This is a genomic window from Curvivirga sp., assembly GCF_965219885.1.
Lineage (GTDB): Bacteria > Pseudomonadota > Alphaproteobacteria > UBA8366 > Aestuariispiraceae > Curvivirga.
The window spans coordinates 496,256-517,055 of sequence record NZ_CBDCOT010000007.1 but is presented as its reverse complement, the minus strand read 5'-3'; the positions used below and the strand labels follow the sequence as shown (position 1 = coordinate 517,055).

At 40.2% G+C, this 20,800-nt stretch carries 20 protein-coding genes and 1 tRNA gene; 11 read left to right on the top strand and 10 right to left on the bottom strand.

Features of this window, described 5'->3' with window-relative positions:
* Positions 1-17: 17 nt before the first annotated feature.
* Positions 18-2,444: a GcvT family protein gene (locus ACOQOA_RS02565; RefSeq protein ID WP_420547097.1), complete on the top strand. Its 2,427-nt coding sequence runs from the start codon at positions 18-20 to the stop codon at positions 2,442-2,444.
* A gap of 148 nt (positions 2,445-2,592) precedes the next feature.
* On the top strand, positions 2,593-3,765 hold the full coding sequence (locus tag ACOQOA_RS02560) for a hypothetical protein (protein WP_420547096.1): 1,173 nt from the start codon (positions 2,593-2,595) through the stop codon (positions 3,763-3,765).
* Here ACOQOA_RS02560 and ACOQOA_RS02555 read toward each other — a convergent pair whose 3' ends face one another.
* A complete protein-coding gene (locus ACOQOA_RS02555) occupies positions 3,766-4,419 on the bottom strand; it encodes an MBL fold metallo-hydrolase (protein WP_420547095.1) in 654 nt (217 codons plus the stop codon).
* A gap of 200 nt (positions 4,420-4,619) precedes the next feature.
* On the opposite strand from ACOQOA_RS02555, the gene ACOQOA_RS02550 reads away from it, so the two are divergent.
* From ACOQOA_RS02550 to can, 3 genes are all read left to right on the top strand, one after another.
* A complete protein-coding gene (locus ACOQOA_RS02550; RefSeq protein WP_420547094.1) occupies positions 4,620-5,591 on the top strand; it encodes a sodium-dependent bicarbonate transport family permease in 972 nt (323 codons plus the stop codon).
* Positions 5,592-5,602: 11 nt separating this feature from the next.
* The gene (locus tag ACOQOA_RS02545; RefSeq protein ID WP_420547093.1) at positions 5,603-5,914 is read left to right on the top strand and encodes a DUF190 domain-containing protein; all 312 of its coding nucleotides are present in this window, start codon (positions 5,603-5,605) and stop codon (positions 5,912-5,914) included.
* Positions 5,915-6,002: 88 nt separating this feature from the next.
* Positions 6,003-6,686, top strand: a complete 684-nt coding sequence (gene can / locus ACOQOA_RS02540; protein ID WP_420547092.1) for a carbonate dehydratase — start codon at positions 6,003-6,005, stop codon at positions 6,684-6,686.
* Between the two features lie 73 nt (positions 6,687-6,759).
* Here the strand turns inward: can and ACOQOA_RS02535 are convergent, their stop codons facing one another.
* Positions 6,760-7,932, bottom strand: coding sequence for a type III PLP-dependent enzyme (locus ACOQOA_RS02535; protein WP_420547091.1), 1,173 nt, complete (start codon positions 7,930-7,932; stop codon positions 6,760-6,762).
* A gap of 83 nt (positions 7,933-8,015) precedes the next feature.
* On the bottom strand, positions 8,016-11,093 hold the full coding sequence (locus ACOQOA_RS02530) for an aminotransferase class III-fold pyridoxal phosphate-dependent enzyme (protein ID WP_420547090.1): 3,078 nt from the start codon (positions 11,091-11,093) through the stop codon (positions 8,016-8,018).
* Between the two features lie 237 nt (positions 11,094-11,330).
* Here ACOQOA_RS02530 and ACOQOA_RS02525 point away from each other — a divergent pair, with 237 nt between their 5' ends.
* Entirely contained in the window at positions 11,331-11,864 is a 534-nt protein-coding gene (locus ACOQOA_RS02525) for a PAS domain-containing protein (RefSeq protein WP_420547089.1), read from the top strand.
* 90 nt (positions 11,865-11,954) lie between these two features.
* Entirely contained in the window at positions 11,955-12,434 is a 480-nt protein-coding gene (locus ACOQOA_RS02520) for a PAS domain-containing protein (RefSeq protein WP_420547088.1), read from the top strand.
* A gap of 4 nt (positions 12,435-12,438) precedes the next feature.
* Here ACOQOA_RS02520 and ACOQOA_RS02515 read toward each other — a convergent pair whose 3' ends face one another.
* The gene (locus tag ACOQOA_RS02515) at positions 12,439-13,257 is read right to left on the bottom strand and encodes an amino acid ABC transporter permease (protein ID WP_420547087.1); all 819 of its coding nucleotides are present in this window, start codon (positions 13,255-13,257) and stop codon (positions 12,439-12,441) included.
* A gap of 45 nt (positions 13,258-13,302) precedes the next feature.
* Positions 13,303-14,109, bottom strand: coding sequence for a transporter substrate-binding domain-containing protein (locus ACOQOA_RS02510; RefSeq protein WP_420547086.1), 807 nt, complete (start codon positions 14,107-14,109; stop codon positions 13,303-13,305).
* 181 nt (positions 14,110-14,290) lie between these two features.
* On the opposite strand from ACOQOA_RS02510, the gene ACOQOA_RS02505 reads away from it, so the two are divergent.
* The 4 genes from ACOQOA_RS02505 (at position 14,291) to ACOQOA_RS02490 (ending at position 18,567) form a co-directional block, all read left to right on the top strand.
* A complete protein-coding gene (locus tag ACOQOA_RS02505) occupies positions 14,291-15,238 on the top strand; it encodes a GlxA family transcriptional regulator (RefSeq protein WP_420547085.1) in 948 nt (315 codons plus the stop codon).
* A gap of 85 nt (positions 15,239-15,323) precedes the next feature.
* Complete coding sequence (locus tag ACOQOA_RS02500; protein ID WP_420547084.1) at positions 15,324-16,304, top strand: isopenicillin N synthase family dioxygenase; 981 nt, start codon at positions 15,324-15,326, stop codon at positions 16,302-16,304.
* Positions 16,305-16,406: 102 nt separating this feature from the next.
* Positions 16,407-17,201, top strand: coding sequence for a substrate-binding periplasmic protein (locus ACOQOA_RS02495; RefSeq protein WP_420547083.1), 795 nt, complete (start codon positions 16,407-16,409; stop codon positions 17,199-17,201).
* Positions 17,202-17,295: 94 nt separating this feature from the next.
* Positions 17,296-18,567, top strand: a complete 1,272-nt coding sequence (locus tag ACOQOA_RS02490; RefSeq protein WP_420547082.1) for a PAS domain-containing sensor histidine kinase — start codon at positions 17,296-17,298, stop codon at positions 18,565-18,567.
* 20 nt (positions 18,568-18,587) lie between these two features.
* On the opposite strand, the gene ACOQOA_RS02485 is transcribed toward ACOQOA_RS02490, so the two are convergent.
* The 5 genes from ACOQOA_RS02485 to ACOQOA_RS02465 all read right to left on the bottom strand — a co-directional run bounded on the left by ACOQOA_RS02485 (position 18,588) and on the right by ACOQOA_RS02465 (position 20,694).
* Positions 18,588-18,806: a helix-turn-helix domain-containing protein gene (locus ACOQOA_RS02485; protein ID WP_420547081.1), complete on the bottom strand. Its 219-nt coding sequence runs from the start codon at positions 18,804-18,806 to the stop codon at positions 18,588-18,590.
* Between the two features lie 11 nt (positions 18,807-18,817).
* Positions 18,818-19,372 carry a DUF2975 domain-containing protein gene (locus tag ACOQOA_RS02480; RefSeq protein WP_420547080.1) on the bottom strand — a complete coding sequence of 185 codons (555 nt, stop codon included), beginning with the start codon at positions 19,370-19,372 and terminating at the stop codon, positions 18,818-18,820.
* Between the two features lie 80 nt (positions 19,373-19,452).
* A complete protein-coding gene (locus ACOQOA_RS02475; RefSeq protein WP_420547079.1) occupies positions 19,453-19,806 on the bottom strand; it encodes a DUF1801 domain-containing protein in 354 nt (117 codons plus the stop codon).
* Positions 19,807-19,810: 4 nt separating this feature from the next.
* Positions 19,811-20,458, bottom strand: a complete 648-nt coding sequence (locus tag ACOQOA_RS02470; RefSeq protein WP_420547078.1) for a GyrI-like domain-containing protein — start codon at positions 20,456-20,458, stop codon at positions 19,811-19,813.
* Between the two features lie 159 nt (positions 20,459-20,617).
* Positions 20,618-20,694, bottom strand: a tRNA-His gene (locus ACOQOA_RS02465).
* Between the last annotated feature and the right edge of the window lie 106 nt (positions 20,695-20,800).

Genomic DNA, 20,800 nt, shown 5'->3' with positions numbered 1-20,800 from the left:
AAGTGGAGACTAAAAAAATGAAAACACATGCAAGAGTAGTCGTGATTGGTGGCGGTGTTGTCGGGTGTAGTACCCTCTATCATCTTACAAAAATGGGCTGGAATGACGTGGTTATGGTGGAAAAAGATGAATTAACATCCGGTTCCACATGGCACGCGGCGGGTAACGTGCCTACCTATTCCGGCAATCTGAACATCATGAAGATGCAACGTTACACGACAAAACTTTATTCTAAATTGGCAGATGAAGTTGATTATCCATTTAACTATCACGTAACGGGTTCAATTCGCACAGCGAACAACCGTCATCGCATGGATGAATTTAAACATGTGGTTGCAATGGCAAATTCCCATGGTCTTGAATATGAAATGCTTACACCTGATGAGATGAAAGAACGTCATCCTTTCATGGAATTACACAACATGGAAGGAGGCCTTTGGGATCCGTATGATGGTGACATCGATCCTTCACAAGTAACGCAGGCATTGGCGAAAGGCGCCCGTGATGGTGGGGCAGAGATTCATCGTTTCAATCCTGTTGATGCCGTTAAGCAATTACCAAATGGTGAGTGGGAAGTTAGTACCAAAGAAGGCACAATCACTTGTGAAATCCTAGTAAACGCGGCTGGTTATTATGGTGGTGAAGTTGCTAAAATGATGGGGGTTGAAATTCCTGTAATTTCCATGTCCCATCAATATTTGGTAACTGAAGGTATCGCAGAACTTGAGAATTACGGTGACAACCTCCCTCTTCTTCGCGACCCAGATGACAGTTATTATTTACGCAAAGAACGCGATGGCCTGATTCTCGGCCCATATGAATGGAAAGCAACCGCAATGTGGCAAGATGGCTTGCCTGATAACTTTGCGTATCAGCTTTGGGATGATGATTTGGAACGTTTGGAATGGTATATTGAGCAAGCTATGGCCCGCGTGCCTATTCTTGGCACCGTTGGCGTTAAGAATGTAATTAACGGTCCAATACCTTACGCGCCTGACGGCAACCCATATGTGGGCCCTGTTCATGGTCTTCGCAATGCCTTCCACGCTTGTTCATTCAGCTTTGGCGTATGCCAAGGTGGCGGCGCGGGTAAGATTTTGGCGGAGCAAATCGTCGAAGGTGAATCTGAATGGGATATGTGGTCTATTGATCCACGTCGTTACACAGACCATGCAAACCATCATTATGTTATCAAGAAAGCGATTGAGCTTTATCAACATGAATATGCAATTGGTTTCCCAGGTGAAAGCCGCCCAGCCGGACGCCCTGCGAAAACAACACCTGTCTATGATAAGTTGAAGGCCAAACGCGCGTATTTCACAACGGCGAATGGTTGGGAGCGTGCCGCATGGTTTGTGCCTGAAGGCGAAGAAATGAAGCAAGAACTCAGCTTCAAGCGTGAAGAGCAAAACTGGTATAATGCGGTGGCTACAGAAGTGAAAAACACCCGTGAAAATGCAGGTATTTGCGACATGGGAGGTTTCTCTAAATTCTTCTTGGAAGGTGATGGTGCAACTGACTGGCTTAACAAGATGATCTGCGGCACCCTGCCAAAAGTTGGGCGTGTACGTCTGGTTTATATGCTAAACAAGCAAGGTGGTATTGTTTCGGAATTCACCATTACGCGTTTGGAAGAAGAAAAATACATTCTGATCGGTGCTAGTGGTGCTGAATGGCATGATAAGGATTGGTTAGAAGCACATCTTCCTGAAGATGGCAGTTTATCCCTTGAAAATAAAACAGCGCGCTATGGTACATTGGTTCTTACAGGACCTAAAGCCCGTGATATTTTATCCCAAGTAACCAGCACAAGCTTGTCTAACGAAGACTTCCCATGGATGTCTCATCAAGAAATCGAAATCGGTATGGCTAAAATGCTTGCTTTACGTGTTTCTTACGTCGGTGAACTTGGCTGGGAGCTTCATGTACCGATGGAATTTCTTGGCGGTGTATATGAGCTAATTTGTCAAGTTGGTGAACCGATGGGCCTCAAAGACTTTGGTGCATTTGCGATGGACAGTATGCGCCTTGAAAAAGGTTATCTCTCCTGGCAAGCGGACATTACCAAAGAATTCTCCCCGTTGATGGCATCTTTGGATCGCTTTGTGAGTCTAAATAAAGACGCAGATTTCATTGGTAAAGAAGCGTTGGCGAAAGAAGCAGCAGAAGGCGTGAAAAAACGTCTTGTGACTTTCAAGCTGGATAATTGTCCATTTGACGCGCCTTTGGAAGCACCAATTCATAAAGATGGTGAACTTGTTGGGGCTGCGGCTTCTTCCGGTTATAGCCATATGCTAGGCCACTTGATCTCTTATGGCTATATCCGCACTGATTTAGCAGAAGTGGGTACAGAAGTTGAATTCTCTATTCATGGTGAAAAAGTTAAAGGCGTGGTGACAGAACAATGTCTCTACGATCCAGAATACGCGAAAATTCGCGCATAAAGCTCCACACCAAAAAAATAATAATGCTAAATAAATTCAGGGAGCTTCGGCTCCCTATTTTTTCAACTATCAACAGCTTTTCAGTCAAAGTAAAATCACCTAAACTCTGCGCTATTGATAAACGCAAGATAAGCCGAGAAGAAGTGATATGTCGTTTGAAGAGAAGCTACAAACAGCAATGCAATCGCCAAATAATCAAGAGATATGGGCGGATCTATTCTTAAATGGATTCCAAGGCGTATTACACCCGCTTCTTCCCACATTGATGGACCAACGCGAAAAATTATTCAGTGATACAGCCCAATTAATATTCAAGGCGTTTTGGCGTGATAATATCTATGAGGATGATCAATTACATCACAATCTGATTGAATTCACCACGGCAACTAAAGAAACCAGCATCCCGCTTACGGCGCTACGCTTCTTTAGTGCAGCAATGCTTTTAAAAGCAGGAAACATAGATAAAGCGATTCAAGAACTTCAAATTGCTGAAGTCGGATTAATGAACAATGTGGAACAATTCAAAGAACTCCCGCATTTTCTGCTCATTCCCGGTATGCTTCAAATGTTGGATAGCCTTAAGGAAGTCGCTGATGCAGAAATTAACTTCCCAACACCAAACAAAACAGGTGAATGGCATATTGATTGGATAAAGCTACCTTCAGCCGACGAAAAAAATATTATCTTTACATCCTGTAATGGCATCTATTGGCGTCAATTTGGGTCAGATTTCCTTAAAGCAGTTAATGATAAGGCTCCTGTTCATTTGCATCTTGTTAATCCAGAAGAAGGACAGGTGGAAAGCTTGTCACAGATGGAAATCAGTTATTCCATTGAAACACAAACCGAACGCGCTTCCAGTCCTTATTATGCTTGTGGGCGCTTTCTTGTTTTACCGGAACTTCTAGAAAAGACATCTGCAAATATCATCATGCTGGATGTCGATCTGATACAAATAAACGAATTTGAAAAATTGGTTGAACAAGCATCTCTGAAAGATATTTCCTATTTCGCTATGCGCACCTTAATTCCGTGGCTTCGTCATCATGCAGCATTTATTTATTGGACGAATAACGAAGCGGTTAAACGTTATGCATCAATTTTGCAAAAGCTTCTTTGGGAAAAATTAGCTGGCACCAATTGGTATGTGGACCAATTAGCAATGACGTCTCTTTATATTTTTTTCCAGCAAGAAAAAGAAGGGCTTTCACCAGAAATTCAGCTTCTGGAGCAAGACCAAGACTTCTCCTTTGGAAAATATATCATTCCTGCAGGCGAAGATCATGAAAAATGGGAATTAAGAAAAGAAGCCGGACTATAATTAGCTCGCCAGCACACGATCACTCACAAAAGGATTGGTTTTACGCTCATCTCCAAAGGTGGAAAGTTGACCATGCCCGGGGATAAAGACAATATCATCACCAAATGGCCATAGCTTTTTAGTGATTGAGTTGATCAGATCCTCATGATTTCCTTTTGGGAAATCTGTACGTCCAATGGAACCTTGAAACAACACATCACCCACAATTGCCAGTTTATCTTCTTCACTTATGAAAACAACATGACCCGGTGTATGTCCGGGGCAATGTACGACCTTTAAAGTCACATTCCCCACTTTCACCTCATCGCCATCATTTAACCAACGTGTTGGTTCAAACGATCTTGATGGTGTAAAATTGAACATCGTGGCTTGTTCTTCTAATTGGTCAATCCAGAATCTCTCATCTTCTTGGGGCCCAATGATCGGCAAGTCCCTTTTTTCAGAAAGCTCTGCTGTTCCACCTGCATGATCGATATGACCATGCGTCAAAAGAATTTTTGTCAGATTAACACCTGCCTCTTCAACTGCCTTTTCAATTAAAGCAAGATCACCGCCTGGATCAACCACCGCGGCTTCTTTGGTTTCCTCGCACCAAATTAAACTACAATTTTGTTGAAAAGCTGTTACAGGGATAATTGACGCTTTAATCGGCATATTCTTGATCCAAATCTCTTGAATTTTATTTTTGATTAGACAAAATAGTGCGCAAATTTAATAACAACAAGTATTGAATGCTTTATAAATAAGTAAATGCATCAACTCATTTACAAATGAATTTCATTTTTCTGACCTATTTTAAAAAGTCGGAATGAGGATGATGCGAATAAAAAGATTTTTTGAATAAGGTTTAAGAAATGGATTTATCGATCATCACTAACAATTTGTTAGCCCCTCCAATCTTATTTTTTGCGCTAGGTCTATTTGCTGCTCTTGTGCGATCAGATCTCTCAATCCCACAAAGTATCGCAAAAATAATGTCTTTGTATTTAATGATGGCGATTGGCTTTAAAGGCGGTGTTGCTGCTGTCGAAAATGGCCTTGGTGCAGATTTAGTGGTGGTTATTCTATTGGGTATAACACTTAGTGCCCTTATTCCTTTTATTGCCTACGGCTTCTTAAGAACTTTCACAGGACTAGCCCGTATAGATCGCGCGGCGGTCGCAGCTCATTACGGTTCTATTTCTATTGTTACATTTGTTGCGGCTATCACTACATTGGATACGCTTGGCATTGCCTATTCAGGTCATATGGTTGCTGCTGCCGCAGCGATGGAAGCACCTGCTATTCTAGCTGCCCTTTATCTAGCAAATAGAAAGTCAGATAAAGATAAAACTAACTCGATGCACAGCTCAATTGGTCGTGAAATTGTCTTCAACTCCTCAATCGTTTTGCTTCTCGGGTCATTCCTTATTGGTATGATTACCGGTCCAAAAGGTTATCAGGAAATTGCAGGCTTCTTAAATGTGCCATTCAAAGGTATTTTGTGCTTGTTCTTGCTGGATATGGGCCTGATCGCAGGACGTGAATTACGTCAAATCAAATCAGAATTCAAAATCCCATTGATCTTCTTTGGCATGTATATGCCGTTTGTAGGCGGCTTTGTTGGCGGCTTAGCAGCAAAACTTCTGGGCTTCTCGACCGGTGATATTGTCTTAATTTCAATTCTGTCAGCCAGCGCTTCCTATATTGCTGTACCCGCAGCAATGCGTATTGCCTTGCCGGAAGCAAAGCCATCTATTTACTTAACCCTGTCACTAGCAATAACATTCCCGATTAATATTTCAATCGGCATCCCAACATATATTACGATTGCAAGCATGCTTTGAGGTAAACACAAATGAACACATATCAGAAAAAACAGGTCACAGTTGTCATCGATATGGCATTTCTACGACGCTTCTTAGACTTGTTAGATCAATTCGATATCTCTGGATATACAGCGGTGCCTGCAATTGCGGGTGCCGGCGAAAGCGGTTCCTGGAGAAAGGACAAGCTTCCGACAGAAGCCGGAAGTATGGGGGTAGTTTACCTTGTGATCGATGATAACAAACTTGATGAACTTCTAGAGGAAATTTCACCTATTATCGAAGATAAAATCGGGATTATTGTTATCAATGAAGTAACTGTACTTAGAGGGGATCGTTTCTAAAATTCTAGTTTCCATTACTTGCTACATTCTTCATCAATCTTTATGGTTGAGAGAATTAAGGGTCGTAAACTAATGGGGAAAAATACTAATGGAGACACTCAATAAAATTCTGGATATGAATAAGGATTGGGTTGAAACGGTAAATACTGAAGATCCAACCTTTTTTGAAAGATCCAGTAAAGGGCAATCACCGGAATTCCTATGGATTGGATGTGCAGATAGTCGTGTACCCGCCAACCAGATTTTAGGCCTACCCCCAGGTGAGGTTTTCGTGCATCGCAACATTGCAAATGTCGTTGTACATAGTGACCTTAATTGTTTATCCGTATTGCAATATGCTGTTGAAGTTTTGAAAGTAAAGTCTGTTGTGGTAGCAGGTCATTATGGTTGCGGTGGCGTGCATACCTCCCTTTGCACCGAACACAAAGGCCTGATTGACAACTGGTTAAGACATATTAAAGACGTGCAAAGGCTCTACAAAGATGCATTGCTTGCTTGTCCGGACGAAAAAAGAACCGATCTTTTATGTGAACTCAATGTAGTGGAACAAACACGCAATATCGTTAACACTACAATTGTCAGAGATGCATGGAAACGTGGACAACAACTTTCTGTACACGGCGTTATTTATGACATTAGAGATGGTATCTTACGATCCATCGTCAGCAACCAAAAAGAAAACTGTGAGTTGGAAGGGGAAGCATTCCCTGCAGTTGCCTCCACAACACGAGTCACAGAAGATTATAAATCAAGAGTAGACCCAGAAAGATAAAGAAAAGGCTCGAATTTATATTCGAGCCTTAGTTATATAAGTCAGGTCAGACTTCTAAATTATATGGGATATTTTACACTGGCGCATGATAGTAGGTTGGCGGAAAAGCGTTATCATCTTCAACCACCATCCAATTGTCAGCAGAAAAGCCGTTAAAGTTTGAGGCAACTGCATTACTATAGGCGCCAAGTATACCGATTTCGATCCAATCCCCTACTTGCACATCCACCGGTAACTCAAAATGCATATTCATAACATCTAAGGTGTCGCAGGTTGGCCCATAGGTACCAAAACCTTTAGTTTCATTGGCACGTGGCCCATCAAAACTTACTAAACGATATGGATAACGCACAAGTTCCGTCATCCCTACCTCGCTCATACTTCCATAAATTCCATCATTTAAGTAAAGCTGATCACCTTTGATCATAATAATCTGCAATAATAGACTTTGTGCATTCGCCGATAAAGCGCGTCCGGGCTCACATAGAATTTCGCAATCTTCTGGTAAATCTGCTGCTTTAACTGCTTCATCGATAGCGTCGAAAAAATCCTTTAAAGGCGGTGTTTCCATTGAAGGATATTTATATGGAAAACCTCCCCCCACATCTAAAGCATTTAGTTCAACCCCTGCTTCTTTCGCCACCATAGCGGCATTTGCCACCGCCCGCGGAAAAGCATCTGGATGTGTACATAAAGATCCTACATGAAAAGAAATATTTGCCTTACGCCCTTTGCTTGAAAGATATTGTAAGGCTTTCACCGCATCCTCATTTTCCATGCCAAATTTCGAAGATAATTCATATACAGCTTCTTCTGAATGCGCCTTCAAACGAATGAAGATATTTGCATCATCCCCGGTATCATTCAGTAGGCGATCAATTTCGCTTTGATGATCGGCCACAAAATTACGTAAACCATATTTTTCATATGCTTCTTTAGCAGCACCAACGAACTTACTCGGCGCCATAAAATAACATGTTGCATCAGGAAACATGCTATTGATCAGCTTGATTTCATCCATGGATGCAGTATCGAAATGACGGATGCCGGCAGCATATAATTCTTTCAAAACCAATGGAGATGGATTGGCCTTCACCGCATACATAGGCGTGCCATTAAATCCATCCAGAAAATCACGTGCCATCTGACGCACCAAATGCGGATACACACAGTTTACAGGAATATTCGGGCGATTATCAGCGATGAAAGCATCTACATTTTTATAGGTCTTTACCGGCGCGCTCATAGGCTTCTCCTCCAATTGATCTATTAATCAACTAGAGGAGAAAATAATTCCCGTCAACAATAATTTTACAACCGTAAAATAAATTATATCTGACAAGCCGTTTCCTGGAAAATTTTATCCATAGCAGCAAGCAGATAATCCGCATCCTCTTTACCAAATGTCAAAGGTGGACGAATTTTCAATACGTTATCATATGGGCCATCTGTCCCTATAAGGATACGTTGTTGTTGCAGACGATTGGAAACATAGTTGGCCATATCCGTTGCTGGCTCACGTGTTTCTCGACTTGTAACCAGATCGACTCCTAAGAAAAGACCTGAACCGCGGACATCACCGATTGGCTCATATTTCTCGCCGAGCTGCTTGAGGCCTTCAATCAAGTAATTCCCCGTTTCAAAAGAGTTTTCCTGAACCTTTTCATCTTCCATAATATTCATCAATTCATGCCCTACTGCGCAAGACAGAGTTGAGCCGCCGAATGTAGAGAAGAATTCCATCCCGTTAGAGAATTTTTCGACAATTTCCCGCTTGGTCACTAGTGCCCCTAACGGATGACCATTTCCTATCGGTTTTCCTAGCACCACCATATCAGGCACGACATTTTGAGTTTCAAACCCAAATCGATGACTACCAATACGGCCTAACCCTGTTTGAGTTTCATCAGCAATACAAATACCGCCAGATGCACGAACGGCTTTGTAGACAGCATCCAGATATCCATCTGGTAGCACAATTTGCCCACCTACACTTGGGAAAGTTTCACAAATATAGGCACACGTTTTGTTACCTTTAGCTTCAATAGCTTGTACCGTTTCCTCCACATATTTTGCATATGCTGGACCTGGCTCTGGATGATCCTCTCTGATAACACCACGGTATACGTCTGCCACAGGGACGATATGAATCCAGTCTTCTGGCCCCTTACCGCCCGGCCCGTTAAACTTATACTCACTCAACGCCAATGCGGTATTGGTATGCCCATGATATCCTGTTGCCATCACAATAGTGTCTTTTTGACCCGTAATTTGTTGGGAAATCCGCATAGCCAGCTCATTTGCTTCGGTTGCGGAATTTAAAAAGAAGACACAATCTAACTCATCTGGCATCCAGCTGGTTAGCTTCTTCGCATAAGCAACCTGTTCTGGATGCAAGTAACGTGTATTGGTATTAATCTTGGTAAGTTGTTCAGCGGCAACTTTTTGAATTCGTGGATGTGCGTGACCAACATGAGGCACATTATTATATGCATCCAGATAAACACGCCCAACCTCATCAAATAGAAAATGCTTCCAACCACGGATCATCGGAATTGGCTTCTTATAAGATAACTTCAAGTTTGGAGAATACATGGCTTTACGCCCCGCGATCAACTCATCACGATCTATAATATCTGCCGCAAGAACCTCATCATCTAATCCCAACATGGCAGCAGGATTTGGGAAGAAACCTTTCCAGATTTCAAGATCATCCGCATTGACCACACCATCAATATCGCAGCCTTTACCAAAATCAGTGACTGCCAACTGAAGATGCAAATGTGGTGCCCATCCACCATTTTCACTTTCATCTCCAATTTCTGCGATTTTTTGACCCGGTTTAACTTTATCTCCAACCTTCACCAGCTCTTTAACATTATGGGCTAAATGCCCATAAAGTGCATAGAAAGTTTCGCCTGTATCAATCGTATGCTTTAGCAGCAAAACGCCGCCATAATCTAAATGATCGGATCTGATATCCACGTCAGCCACGACAGCTTCACAAGGGGCAAAAAGCTCCGTTCCTGGCGGTACCATTACATCTACCCCCATATGAACGGTGCGCTTATCGCATCCGCTATAGTCGGTATCCTGAAAAGCTGGTTCTGTATAAATCAATCTTGGTTCGGCATAACGCCCCATAACAATTTCAACATCTCCAACTTGCTGCTGAATTGCCTTTTCAATTTCACCTTCCTTAAGATCAAATGGATTTTGTGGCACAGCCATTCCAGCACCATTTGGTGAAAGATCAATAACTCCCGCTTTAGATAAATCGCATTTCATCATCGGATGAAACTTATCTTTATTTGCTGTCAACCATTTGGAAATAGCATGGCTTTCTTTTAAAGGAGAATAACCACATGCCACTCGTAAATGGGCTTCTATCCATTTTGGATCAATTTGACGGGCCAGTTTCAAGAAATCCCAAGCTGGTTTTTCAGAAATCACCACATATGGATCATCTGGACGTTCCTGCTTCATAATCGCTGAATTGGTTACGCTTACTGCCAATCGCGTCAACAACAAAGGATAAATCAGTGTAATTTCATCTTCACTTAGACCATAGGCTTCATGATATCCCGCAACAAAAGACGCCAATGCATGTTCAGGTTTGTTTTGACCTAAAACCAGATACGCACCAGCAATAGCCAATTCACAAACACGTGGTGCTTGTACCATATCGCCAAAATCAATCATGCCAGACGTTTTATATTCACCCTGCCCCACATGATAGATCATTAAGTTGTAATCATTTAGATCATTATGAATGGCAACTTTTGATAACTTATTCAAACGAGGTAAAAGGTATTGTTCAAATTGGGCAGCAATACCCACAATTTGCGCCTGATCCTGCTTGTTCTTGATGTCGTTGAAATACTCTTTAATCCAACCTGCTTGTTGCAAATCCCATTTTAAATCACGGTTAATATAGTCGTGTGCAAAATCTGATAAGGCTTTATCCAACAAACCAGTTTGTTGTCCTACATTGTAAAGGGTTGGCAATAAATGTGGTGTCACATTCCCATATAAGTTTCCATCTAGCCATTTAATAGCCCAAACAAGTTGTTCCGCGCCATCAGGCCCCATTACCGAAAAAAACTGCTTTCCACCTTTACTAGATAAAATTTCAGGTAAAGGTAAAGTCTCATCATTCACCAAAGCATGCGCAATAGCCTTACATTGCATATCAACAAAATCAGGATCACATCCGGGACGCATTACCTTTAAAACAGCCCAATTTTGCCCATCAACTTTCATGGAAATATTTAAGTCATATTCTCCATCCAGCAAAGATAGTTCCGCCTCAACACCATACTGATCTTTTACGATCTCTTGCCAAAAGCTTAGTTGAGCTTCAGATTTCTCTGCTGCTTTTTCCACAATTGTCGACGCCGTATTCATGATATCGCCCCATATCCTTCAATTATATCTGATATATTTGTAATATATTCTATTGAAAGATCATCTATAGAAAGTAGAAAATAATCAAGTAGATTCATATTATTAATCACAACTAAGTTGTGAATTAAAATACATATGTAAATTCATTTAATGATCAAAAAATTAAATTTATCTAAAATTTTCTTTAAATTTTTATAAATGCTTGATACAATCCCTAATAGAAGAAGGGATAAATCGATGATTGGCGAAGCCAAAAATACGCCTCCTTTTGAGACGCATAACGAAACCAATTACACAATGACACGCGAAACCCAGCAGGATTTCGACAGATATTTCGGACCACAAGCGGAAGACTTCAACGCTACTCAAACACGTGAATTATTTGATTGGTACTCAAAATACCAACCTAAATTCCCTCAACGTAAAGATTTCGATATCATTCAACATTGGGGATTAGCCCCCTATCTTTATCTTATTGAGATTCAAAATGACGGCACTTTCCATTATCGCTTAAATGGAGAGCAAGTTGTCGAAATTTTAGGACATAACCAACGTGGTCTGAAACTCGGACAAAAAAATGATATGCCTGTAAATGCAGCCTTTGCAAGTTACATGCGGAAACTGGTTGACCAAAAAACCACCGCAAGATGTATGGGGGACCTATCTTTATTGGATCGTAGTTACATTAAGTTTGAATCTTTCGATTGCCCGCTTGTAGATAAGACAGGGCAAATATCCCATATTATCGGTGTAATTTGTCTTCTAAAGTAAAATTTCATTTTTAGGTTGATTTTCTGATTAAAACATAACATCATCAAAATGTTATCACTTAACATCCACGACAAGATTAAACTTTTGAACATGAACCATACATGCGTTGAAAATTTTGAAGATGTTTCAAGGGTGTATATTCAATCCTGTGATGACTTTCTTTCAATTCAAGCACGTCAATTATACGAATGGTGGCAATCATTCACTTCGAAGCTACCTCATCGCGATGACTTCTGTATTGAGGAAAACTGGCATATTGCCCCTAACCTTTTCCTAATTGAATGTCTTGACAATGGGAAGTATTTGTATCGCCTTAATGGCGAAGAAGTCAGAAATTTAGTCGGCAAAAATCAAGCTGGCAGCCATTTCAGCATTGAGGGCGAAACGCCAGAACTTATAAGTCTTGCTAAATATCTAGATGGGTTATGCCATCTCAAAAAACCAATTAGATGTGAAGGTTCTTTGGCTGCATTTGGCAAAAATCATAAACGATTTGAATCTTTAGATTGCCCGCTTTTTGATGAGCATGGCAATGTTTCCTTCATTATTGGAATCATTGTTGGATTATAAATAACTATGCTTTCTGCTTATTTTTAGCACTAAGCTGCTTTTCTAAACGGCGCAGCATTAGTGATAAGCCAATTGTAAGGACCAAATACATAAAGGTCACCATGTTATAGGTTTCAAAAAATCTAAATGTCCCTGATGCATATACTTTTCCTAGCTGCGTAATATCTGCAACGCCCAACACAGAAACCAACGCAGAATCTTTAACCATCGCAATAAAATCATTACCTAAGGGCGGCAGGATTGTACGAATGGCTTGCGGGAAAATAATGAAAGAGAAAATCTGCCAACGTTTCATACCAAGCGATTGCGCGGCCTCTATTTGCCCTTCTTCCACCGATTGAATCCCTGCACGGAAAATTTCAGCAATATATGCACTATAGCCGAGCATCAGTGCAAAAATCGCACGCCAAGTTAGAGAAAAATCTCGTACGAGGATTTTTTTCATCCAACCTGCGTCTATTGGATAGGATAATATCCAATTAGCTAAATCAACTAATGATGGAGCAGCCACAAACGCAATATAAAACAACAGTACCAGTACAGGTACTCCACGCATTACTTCTGTGTAAAAACGCACCACTTCTCGTATTAAACGATACTTTGAAAAACCTGCAACAGCAATAATCAAGCCCAGAATACTGGCGAGCGTAAAACTCACTAAGGTCACAAAAATAGTCATTAATGCGCCTCTATACAGAGTATTGAATATTGCTGTGTAAAGTTCGTTAGTGACAATATAAATCGTAAATATAAAACCAATTACAATTATCGCAGCTAACCAATATGGAAACTCCTGCTCTTTGTTACTTTTGGAAGCTTTCATTTATCTGATCCTGGTTAGCCGCTTATATTGTATTTCCAAAATGGTTTATTGACCAATTTTGTAATCAAAGAACCATTTTTTATTTAACTCTTCAAAACTACCATCCATTTTCATTTGCTTGATCGCTGCATTGATTGGCTCTCGTAGATCCGAGTTTGGTGTTAGGATAAATCCGAAATCTTCTGATCCTATGGCACCTCCTACCATTTTGAACAACCCTGGATATGCATCAATATACCCTTGTCCAGCAGTTGCATCTGTCAAAACCATATCGACATCACCGGTTCGTAACGCTTGAATTGTTGCCCCAAAAGTTTCCATCAATGTAATCCGCGAATTTGCCTCATCGCCATCCAAAATAGAATAAACGGCCGTATAAAAACCTGTAGTGCCAGGCTGTGCCCCAACTAATGCATCTTCTTTGGCAGCAAAATCGCTTGCTGTCGCAAAACGATCTTCATCATCACGCACCAACATGAACATTTCCGACGTCATATAGCTTTCCGTGAAATCAATCTGTTCTTCTCGTTCAGCATTAATGGTGATGCCATCCATCCCGACATCATATTGACCATTACGAACAGCTTCAATCATCACATCCCAGCTGCTTAACTCCCACTGTACTTTGGCGTTAAGGCGATTTGCTATTTCATTAAATGCATCATATTCCCAACCAATACCTTGGCCAGTTTTCGGGTCTAGAAAATTTAAAGGTGGATAGGCGTTTTCCGTAACAGCAACGATCACACGCCCTTTCAAATCTGGTAACTCTTCAGCACCCACATGATTAATTTGCAGCCCTAAAGTCATCACAGACAAGGCAATCGTAAAAAACTTCATCATCTTTTTCATAACTTTCCCCAAATTAAGTTCTTGTATTGATGTCCATACACCTAGCAAGTTTAGGCATTTAAGAAAAGCAAATCTCCACCTCTTTGTCGGTAAGAGAACGAACCAATTCGGTCAAATTACATCAAACAAAATTTACTCACCTAGATTAACCTATCGACACTACTATCTCTTAGGCATAGATATGAAAAAAGTCAGCTATATTTTGGCGGATGGATTTGCCCCCACATCTTTTTCCTTATCAATGGAAGCTTTGGCTGTGGCTAACGATCTTTCTGCTGAGGAGTGCTATAGCTACAATATTCTTAGCGTTTCAGAAACACAATCCACTGCTAGAAGTTACAATCATATCTCTGTTCAAGTTGAAGGGAGTTTCCGATTAGCCAGTCAATCTGACGCAATTATTATCTGCGCCTATCAAAATGCAGCTTTATACAAAAACCCGGCTTTTTCATCTTTTTTGCGTCAACAAGCACGAATTGGAAAAACGATTGCCGCGCTTTCTGGTGGTAGCTTTTTACTTGCACATGCTGGGCTACTGAATACCAAGCGATGTTCCTTGGCCGGTGAATATGCACAACTTTTCAAAGAACTTCACCCGAATATCTCTGTTCTTGCAGATGTTTTCACCATAGAAAGCAACATCCTCACATGTGCTGGTGGCTTATCTGCCCTAGATATGATGATCTATCTTATTCGGCAAGATTTTGGAAAAGCTCTATCTCAAAAAGTATCTGATCGATTTTTATACGAGAAATTTCGCTCTCCAGAAGAAACAAGAAACAGCCAACGCTACTTATCCTTACGTATGCAATCGGCTTATCTTGGGCAAGCGGTTGAGCTTATGGAGAAAAACATTGATACCCCCCTAGATATTGAAACACTTGCTTTTCAAGTAGGCACAACGGCCCGGAACTTGGAACTCGTCTTCAAGAAATATTTGAATAAAACACCTAATGCCTATTACCGAGAGGCAAGATTGAACCACGCTTACCAAATGATTGTTGAAACCCGTCTTCCAATCACTGTTATCGCTCAGGCAAGTGGGTTTGCTTCTTCCAGTTACTTTAGTAAATGTTTTGCCAAATTATATGGCTTACAACCAACAAATATACGAAAATCGGAAATGTAATTTCATTTTTCGGATTTGTTATATTTTGAACACTTCTAAATAAGGCACATTCTCATCCTCACCATAACAATAAGAGGATGCAAGAATGTCGAGAGACATAAACCGGGAGTTAAATAGCCATACTATCGCCTTTGACGAAATCCCGATCGTCGACTTAGCCCCCCTGATGGATGGTAGCGCCCCAGATAAAGTCGCAGAGGAAATCAAATTCATATGCGAGAATATTGGTTTCCTTTACGTCAAGAACCACGGGATATCTAAAATCTTAATTTCTAAAGCATATGAGCAAGCTAAGCAGTTTTTTGATCTCCCATTTGAGAAGAAAAATGAGCTAAATATCAAGTATTCTGGAAAAACCCTACGTGGGTATATTCCCACCTATGCAGAAAATGTAGATCCCGAACATACACGGGATTTCAAAGAATGTTTTGATTTGGGCGTATCTCAAGAAGAAACTTCACCATTTCATGGCCCAAATCTTATGCCAGATGAACCATCTGATTTCATCGCTGTCTTCGAAGAATATCATAAAGCTATGATGGCATTATCAAAAAAACTTGTAGGCGCAATAGCTTTAAGTCTCGATTTACCAATGGATTATTTTGAGAAATTTCAACAAAATCCAATAACTATCCAGCGCTTACTTCATTATCCCCCACAAAAAGACACGATCTCAAAAGACGAGATCGGTATTGGCGCCCATACTGATTACGGTTTCTTAACTATCTTATGCCAAGACAATCAAGGTGGATTGGAAGTCATGAACCGAAATGGCGATTGGATCAGCGCTCCTCCGATTGATGACACATTTATTGTCAATATCGGAGACCTTGTTCAGACGTTAACTAATGATCGATATATTTCTACTGTCCATCGCGTCATCAATAAGGGAGGTAATCACCGTTATTCTCTACCTTTCTTTTTAGATATGGATTTTGATGCTGTCGTGGAAGTTTTACCCAACTGCTTTAGTAAGGATAACCCAGCAAAATATAGCCCATATACTTGTGGCTCACATAAATTCAAACGCTTCAAAGATAGTTATGAACATCTAAAAGAAGCATAAATGAACCGAAGCGCTATTCCCTGAGTAGCGCTTTTTTATTCCCTTGATCATCTTCTAACGTTATCATATTTCCATAAATATAAAATTCGAATGGAAACAGGGATGTTAGGGATAAAAGAGAGTCTTCTTAAAAAGTCACTCCTGCTTACAGCCATAATGATGTGCTTCACTTCTTTGGCCGCAAATGCAAAAACTTTTCAGACATGCACCGTAGATATTCCAGGTGGTATGACAGCCGATAAAAAAGGCCCTCAGCCTTTATTTGAATTCTATGAAAAAGTAATTGATAAAGTTAGTAGTAAAACCGGACATCAGTTCACGGTTAAATTTGCTCCAGCTGAAAGATGCGCACAACTTTTTTATAACAATCAAGTGGATATACTTTGGCCATTTATCATTGTTGAAGATCCGGAAAGAGTCAAAGCGATTGGCGCAAAAGAACTTCCGATCTATTCCATGCCTATCATTATGGGCGGATATTATATTTACACGAGGAAATCAGAGCCAAAACTGAGCTCAGTTAAGGAATTAGAAGGTAAATCAGTCGTTAATGCGCGTGGCTATGGTGTACCACAGGCAATGGAACATCACCCCAAGATCAACCGTTCAACCACCAATACAAATGATCAGGTACCAAAGATGATTTCAGGTGAACGCGCGGATGCAGGAATCATTCAAACTGGCTGGGTCCCCATCCTAGAAAAACAAGGTTTATTAGATGATCTCCATCATGGAGATGTTATAGATTTTTGGGGGGGCGCCTTTGTTTTTCAATTCACACAAGAAGGGGCTGCCTTATCCAGCAGTTTTTCTAACTCAATTTTACAACTGATAAGTGATGGCACATATAAAAGCATGATGAAAGATGCGCCTTATTTCATCCCAAGCTATCAATAAGATAAAAAACTAATCCGCTCCAAGACATAATCTCAATACATACAGGAATATAGTTTCGTAGCAATCTAATGATAGACGCGTTATAAACATAGACATGCTGGAAATTAACTTCATATATCTTTTACTGGCTATCGCTTTTTTGGGCGGCTTTTTAACTTGCTATACCTTTGTAAGGCTAAAAGAACGCCGTCAGAAGCAATTAGATCAAAAAAACAGATACCCCTATTACCTTGGTGAAGGCGGGTTATTTGAAACAATCCTGAATTCGGTACCTGTTACAGTTAGTATAAAAGATACGGATTACAGATACATCTTTGTTAATCAGTACCAAGCCGATATGCTTTATAAAATCCCCTCTTCAGAAACCATTGGTAAAACAGCTTCTGAACTTGTTAATAAAACCTATGGTAAATACACGACAAATAACGACCAGACCGTTATTTCAACCGGCAGAGCCTTAACGAACTACGAAGAAACAATACCTGATGTAAACGGCCATGAATATGATGTTGTAACGACTAAATCTCCTATCTTTGATGAAGATGGTAAAGTCAGAGCAGTTATTACAATTTCAATGGATATCTCTGCACAAAAACGAGCAGAAACCAAATTGCAAGACAGCCTTACTCTTGCTGAAAAAGCGAACCTCTCAAAATCCAACTTTATTGCATCCATGAGCCATGAGTTACGCACCCCTTTGAATGCCATTATCGGCTTTTCCGATATGATGCAGCATGAAATTCATGGAGAAATGAAAAATAAAAAATATATGGAATATCTGAGAGACATTCATGCTAGCGGTTCTCTTTTATTGGATATGGTCAATGATATTCTGGAATTATCCAAACTTGAATCTGAACAGTTTAACTATGCCACTGAAAACTATAACGTCACCGATTTCTCAAAAGAAATCGTTGAACGCTTTAAAAGAAGCCAAAGTGATAGCAATGTTGAATTTTCAGTTAATGTATCCCCGGAAGTTCCCGCGAAACTTAATGCAAATAAGAAAATGCAAACACAGATACATTTGAATCTGTTGAGCAATGCGTACAAACATGTCGATAAACAAACTGGCAAGATTCTGTTTGATTGGAGCTTAAAAAATAAAGATACCCTGCAGCTTAAAGTCATAGATAACGGTTCTGGTATGTCTGAACAGACGATAGAACAAATAGGGCAACCTTTTATGTTGGGGGATGATGCCTATAAAGCCAAACATGAATATGTCGGCATTGGCCTGGGCTTGTATGTTACCAAGAAAATCATCGAGGCCCGTGGAGGCTCACTCTCAATAGAAAGTAAGATAGGAGAAGGCAGCACATTCAAAATATGCTGGCCTCTTTCCGCCCTCACGTCAAGCACATAAGAAAGTAAGAGGTAAGTGAGCTATTTTTTCTTGGAATTCATTTCATATTTCAAAATATCCCCCGGCTGACATTCCAAAACTTCACATATCTTTTCCAAGGTTGAAAAACGGATTGCCTTGGCCTTTTGAGTTTTAAGCTTTGACAAATTTGCTTCAGTGATACCGATTTGAGCTGCCAAATCCTTTAAACGGATTTGACGTTGTGCCATCAAAACATCCAGTTCAATTCGAATATGCATCTGCTTATCCATCAAACCGTTTGATCATGTTCATAGGCAATATCAGATGCTTCTTTCATGACCCATGAAATGATCAAAACGATCACACCAACAAATAGGGTAAAAGCATCAACACCTGTAAACGTTAACTGCAATACGCGTGTCCCCGGTGGATTATTGAAGGATAAAATCACAGACATCACGCCGCTATATATAAAACCACCGATCACCCAAAAGAAAATCACGCGCCCTAACTTGGATATTAGAATGCTGTTTTCCTGATTAAATACTTCATTACGCTGATAATTCTTAAATAACTGAATGAGTAAATTCAGCCCGTAAATCAAAATCATTGCTATCGCAAGGCTTGCCGCAATGGCAAACATACGCGTATCCATACTTAAGGGAGATTGGGTCAACGAAGACAGTTGCATATCAAATTCGACAATACCAAGTGAACTTAGATAGCCATATGGAGTTTCAATGGTTAACCAATGATAACAAATACCAATCGGCAAGATCCATCTTGCCACTTTTAACACCGCACTCACCCAGTAACTTGTTCGTTGAATTCTTGACATCATCATATATCTCTTAATCTCTTGAAGGATTAAAAGTTAATATAAAAATTATCTTATTACAATATATAATTATCGTTTATCGATAATTAATTTAAATATTTGATAGCTTGCTGAATAAATGATGCGACCAGCTTATTCTCAAGATCAAGCATTTCTCTGATTTTGATATGCCGACGATATTTACCACCGCCTTCAAGAATTTTGTTCTCATCTAAGAAGCTAGCTCCATGACTAAACTCAATAGAAATATGCTCTTTATAAATAAAGATGCCTCCCGCAAGATCATCTGCAAGGCTATAAGTTAACCCGCCATATTTTACAGCCTCATTAAAGTCAGCACCCGATTTCAGGAAAAGCGATCTTATCCCTTCCACCATTTGAAATTTTTCGTCAGAATTTAATTTTATATCTTCTAACAGATTTTGAACTTTTTGATCCATCTGCCTAAACCACCTTGAAACGCAGCACAGTTTTTAACTTTTCTTCTGGTACCTTTCTAAAATCAGAAAGATAAATTTCCTTATGAGCTTTTGATTGGCGGGTCAAACCATTCTCATCAGCATAATCTTCCATGATTTTAAAGCTTTGGTCTTCATCTGCAAACCTGCCCACATGTAACATCTGTAATGATCGACCTTCTGAGATCGTTTCAAAGACAACATGCTCCACAAAATCTGTCTCCTCCCCCTTCCTGGAAAGTTTTTCTTTAACCACCCGTTTCATTTCATCAAAAAATTCACGAGTTACAAAATCGGGTTGGCGCAACATTAATTTGTAAACAAAATCATCCTTATTCACTTGTCCGGTGAAATTCTGTTGTGCCGTCTCATTTAAATCCCAAAACCCTTCCAGTGGATAGACGGTATAATCCAGATAACCTTTCGGGGGATTATCTAGTTTCTTTAAATTCATTTTAATCGCATAAGCCAAAGGATATAACACACTGATACAACGACCAAACCGTTCTTCTTCAGGACTTCCTGCACCCTCAATAGTAATATAATTCATAGGTGCCAGATCAACCAAAACAGGTTTGGCTTTAGGTAAATAAACACCCTTCTCCGCTTTGCGCCATTCATGCTTGATAGTCATGAAATACCCCCCAAAAAAAAGCTTATGACAAATCTATCTTAAGTTAACATATCACAGCAGAGTACAAAAAACTGGCAGTAGAGATAGAATCAAACACAAAAAATCAATTCAATATAAAATTGAATGTCGAAAAATAATCTTTATTTTTTATGGGAGAAGTGGGGTGGCTAATGGGACTTGAACCCACGGCCTCCGGAATCACAATCCGGCGCTCTAACCAGCTGAGCTATAGCCACCACTGTATATTTGTTCGGAGCATCTATCGCTCGCGTGAGAGGGCTTTTACTTGCTGCGCCCCTTAACGTCAAGAGACGAATTTACATTTTTATGCATTCTATAACG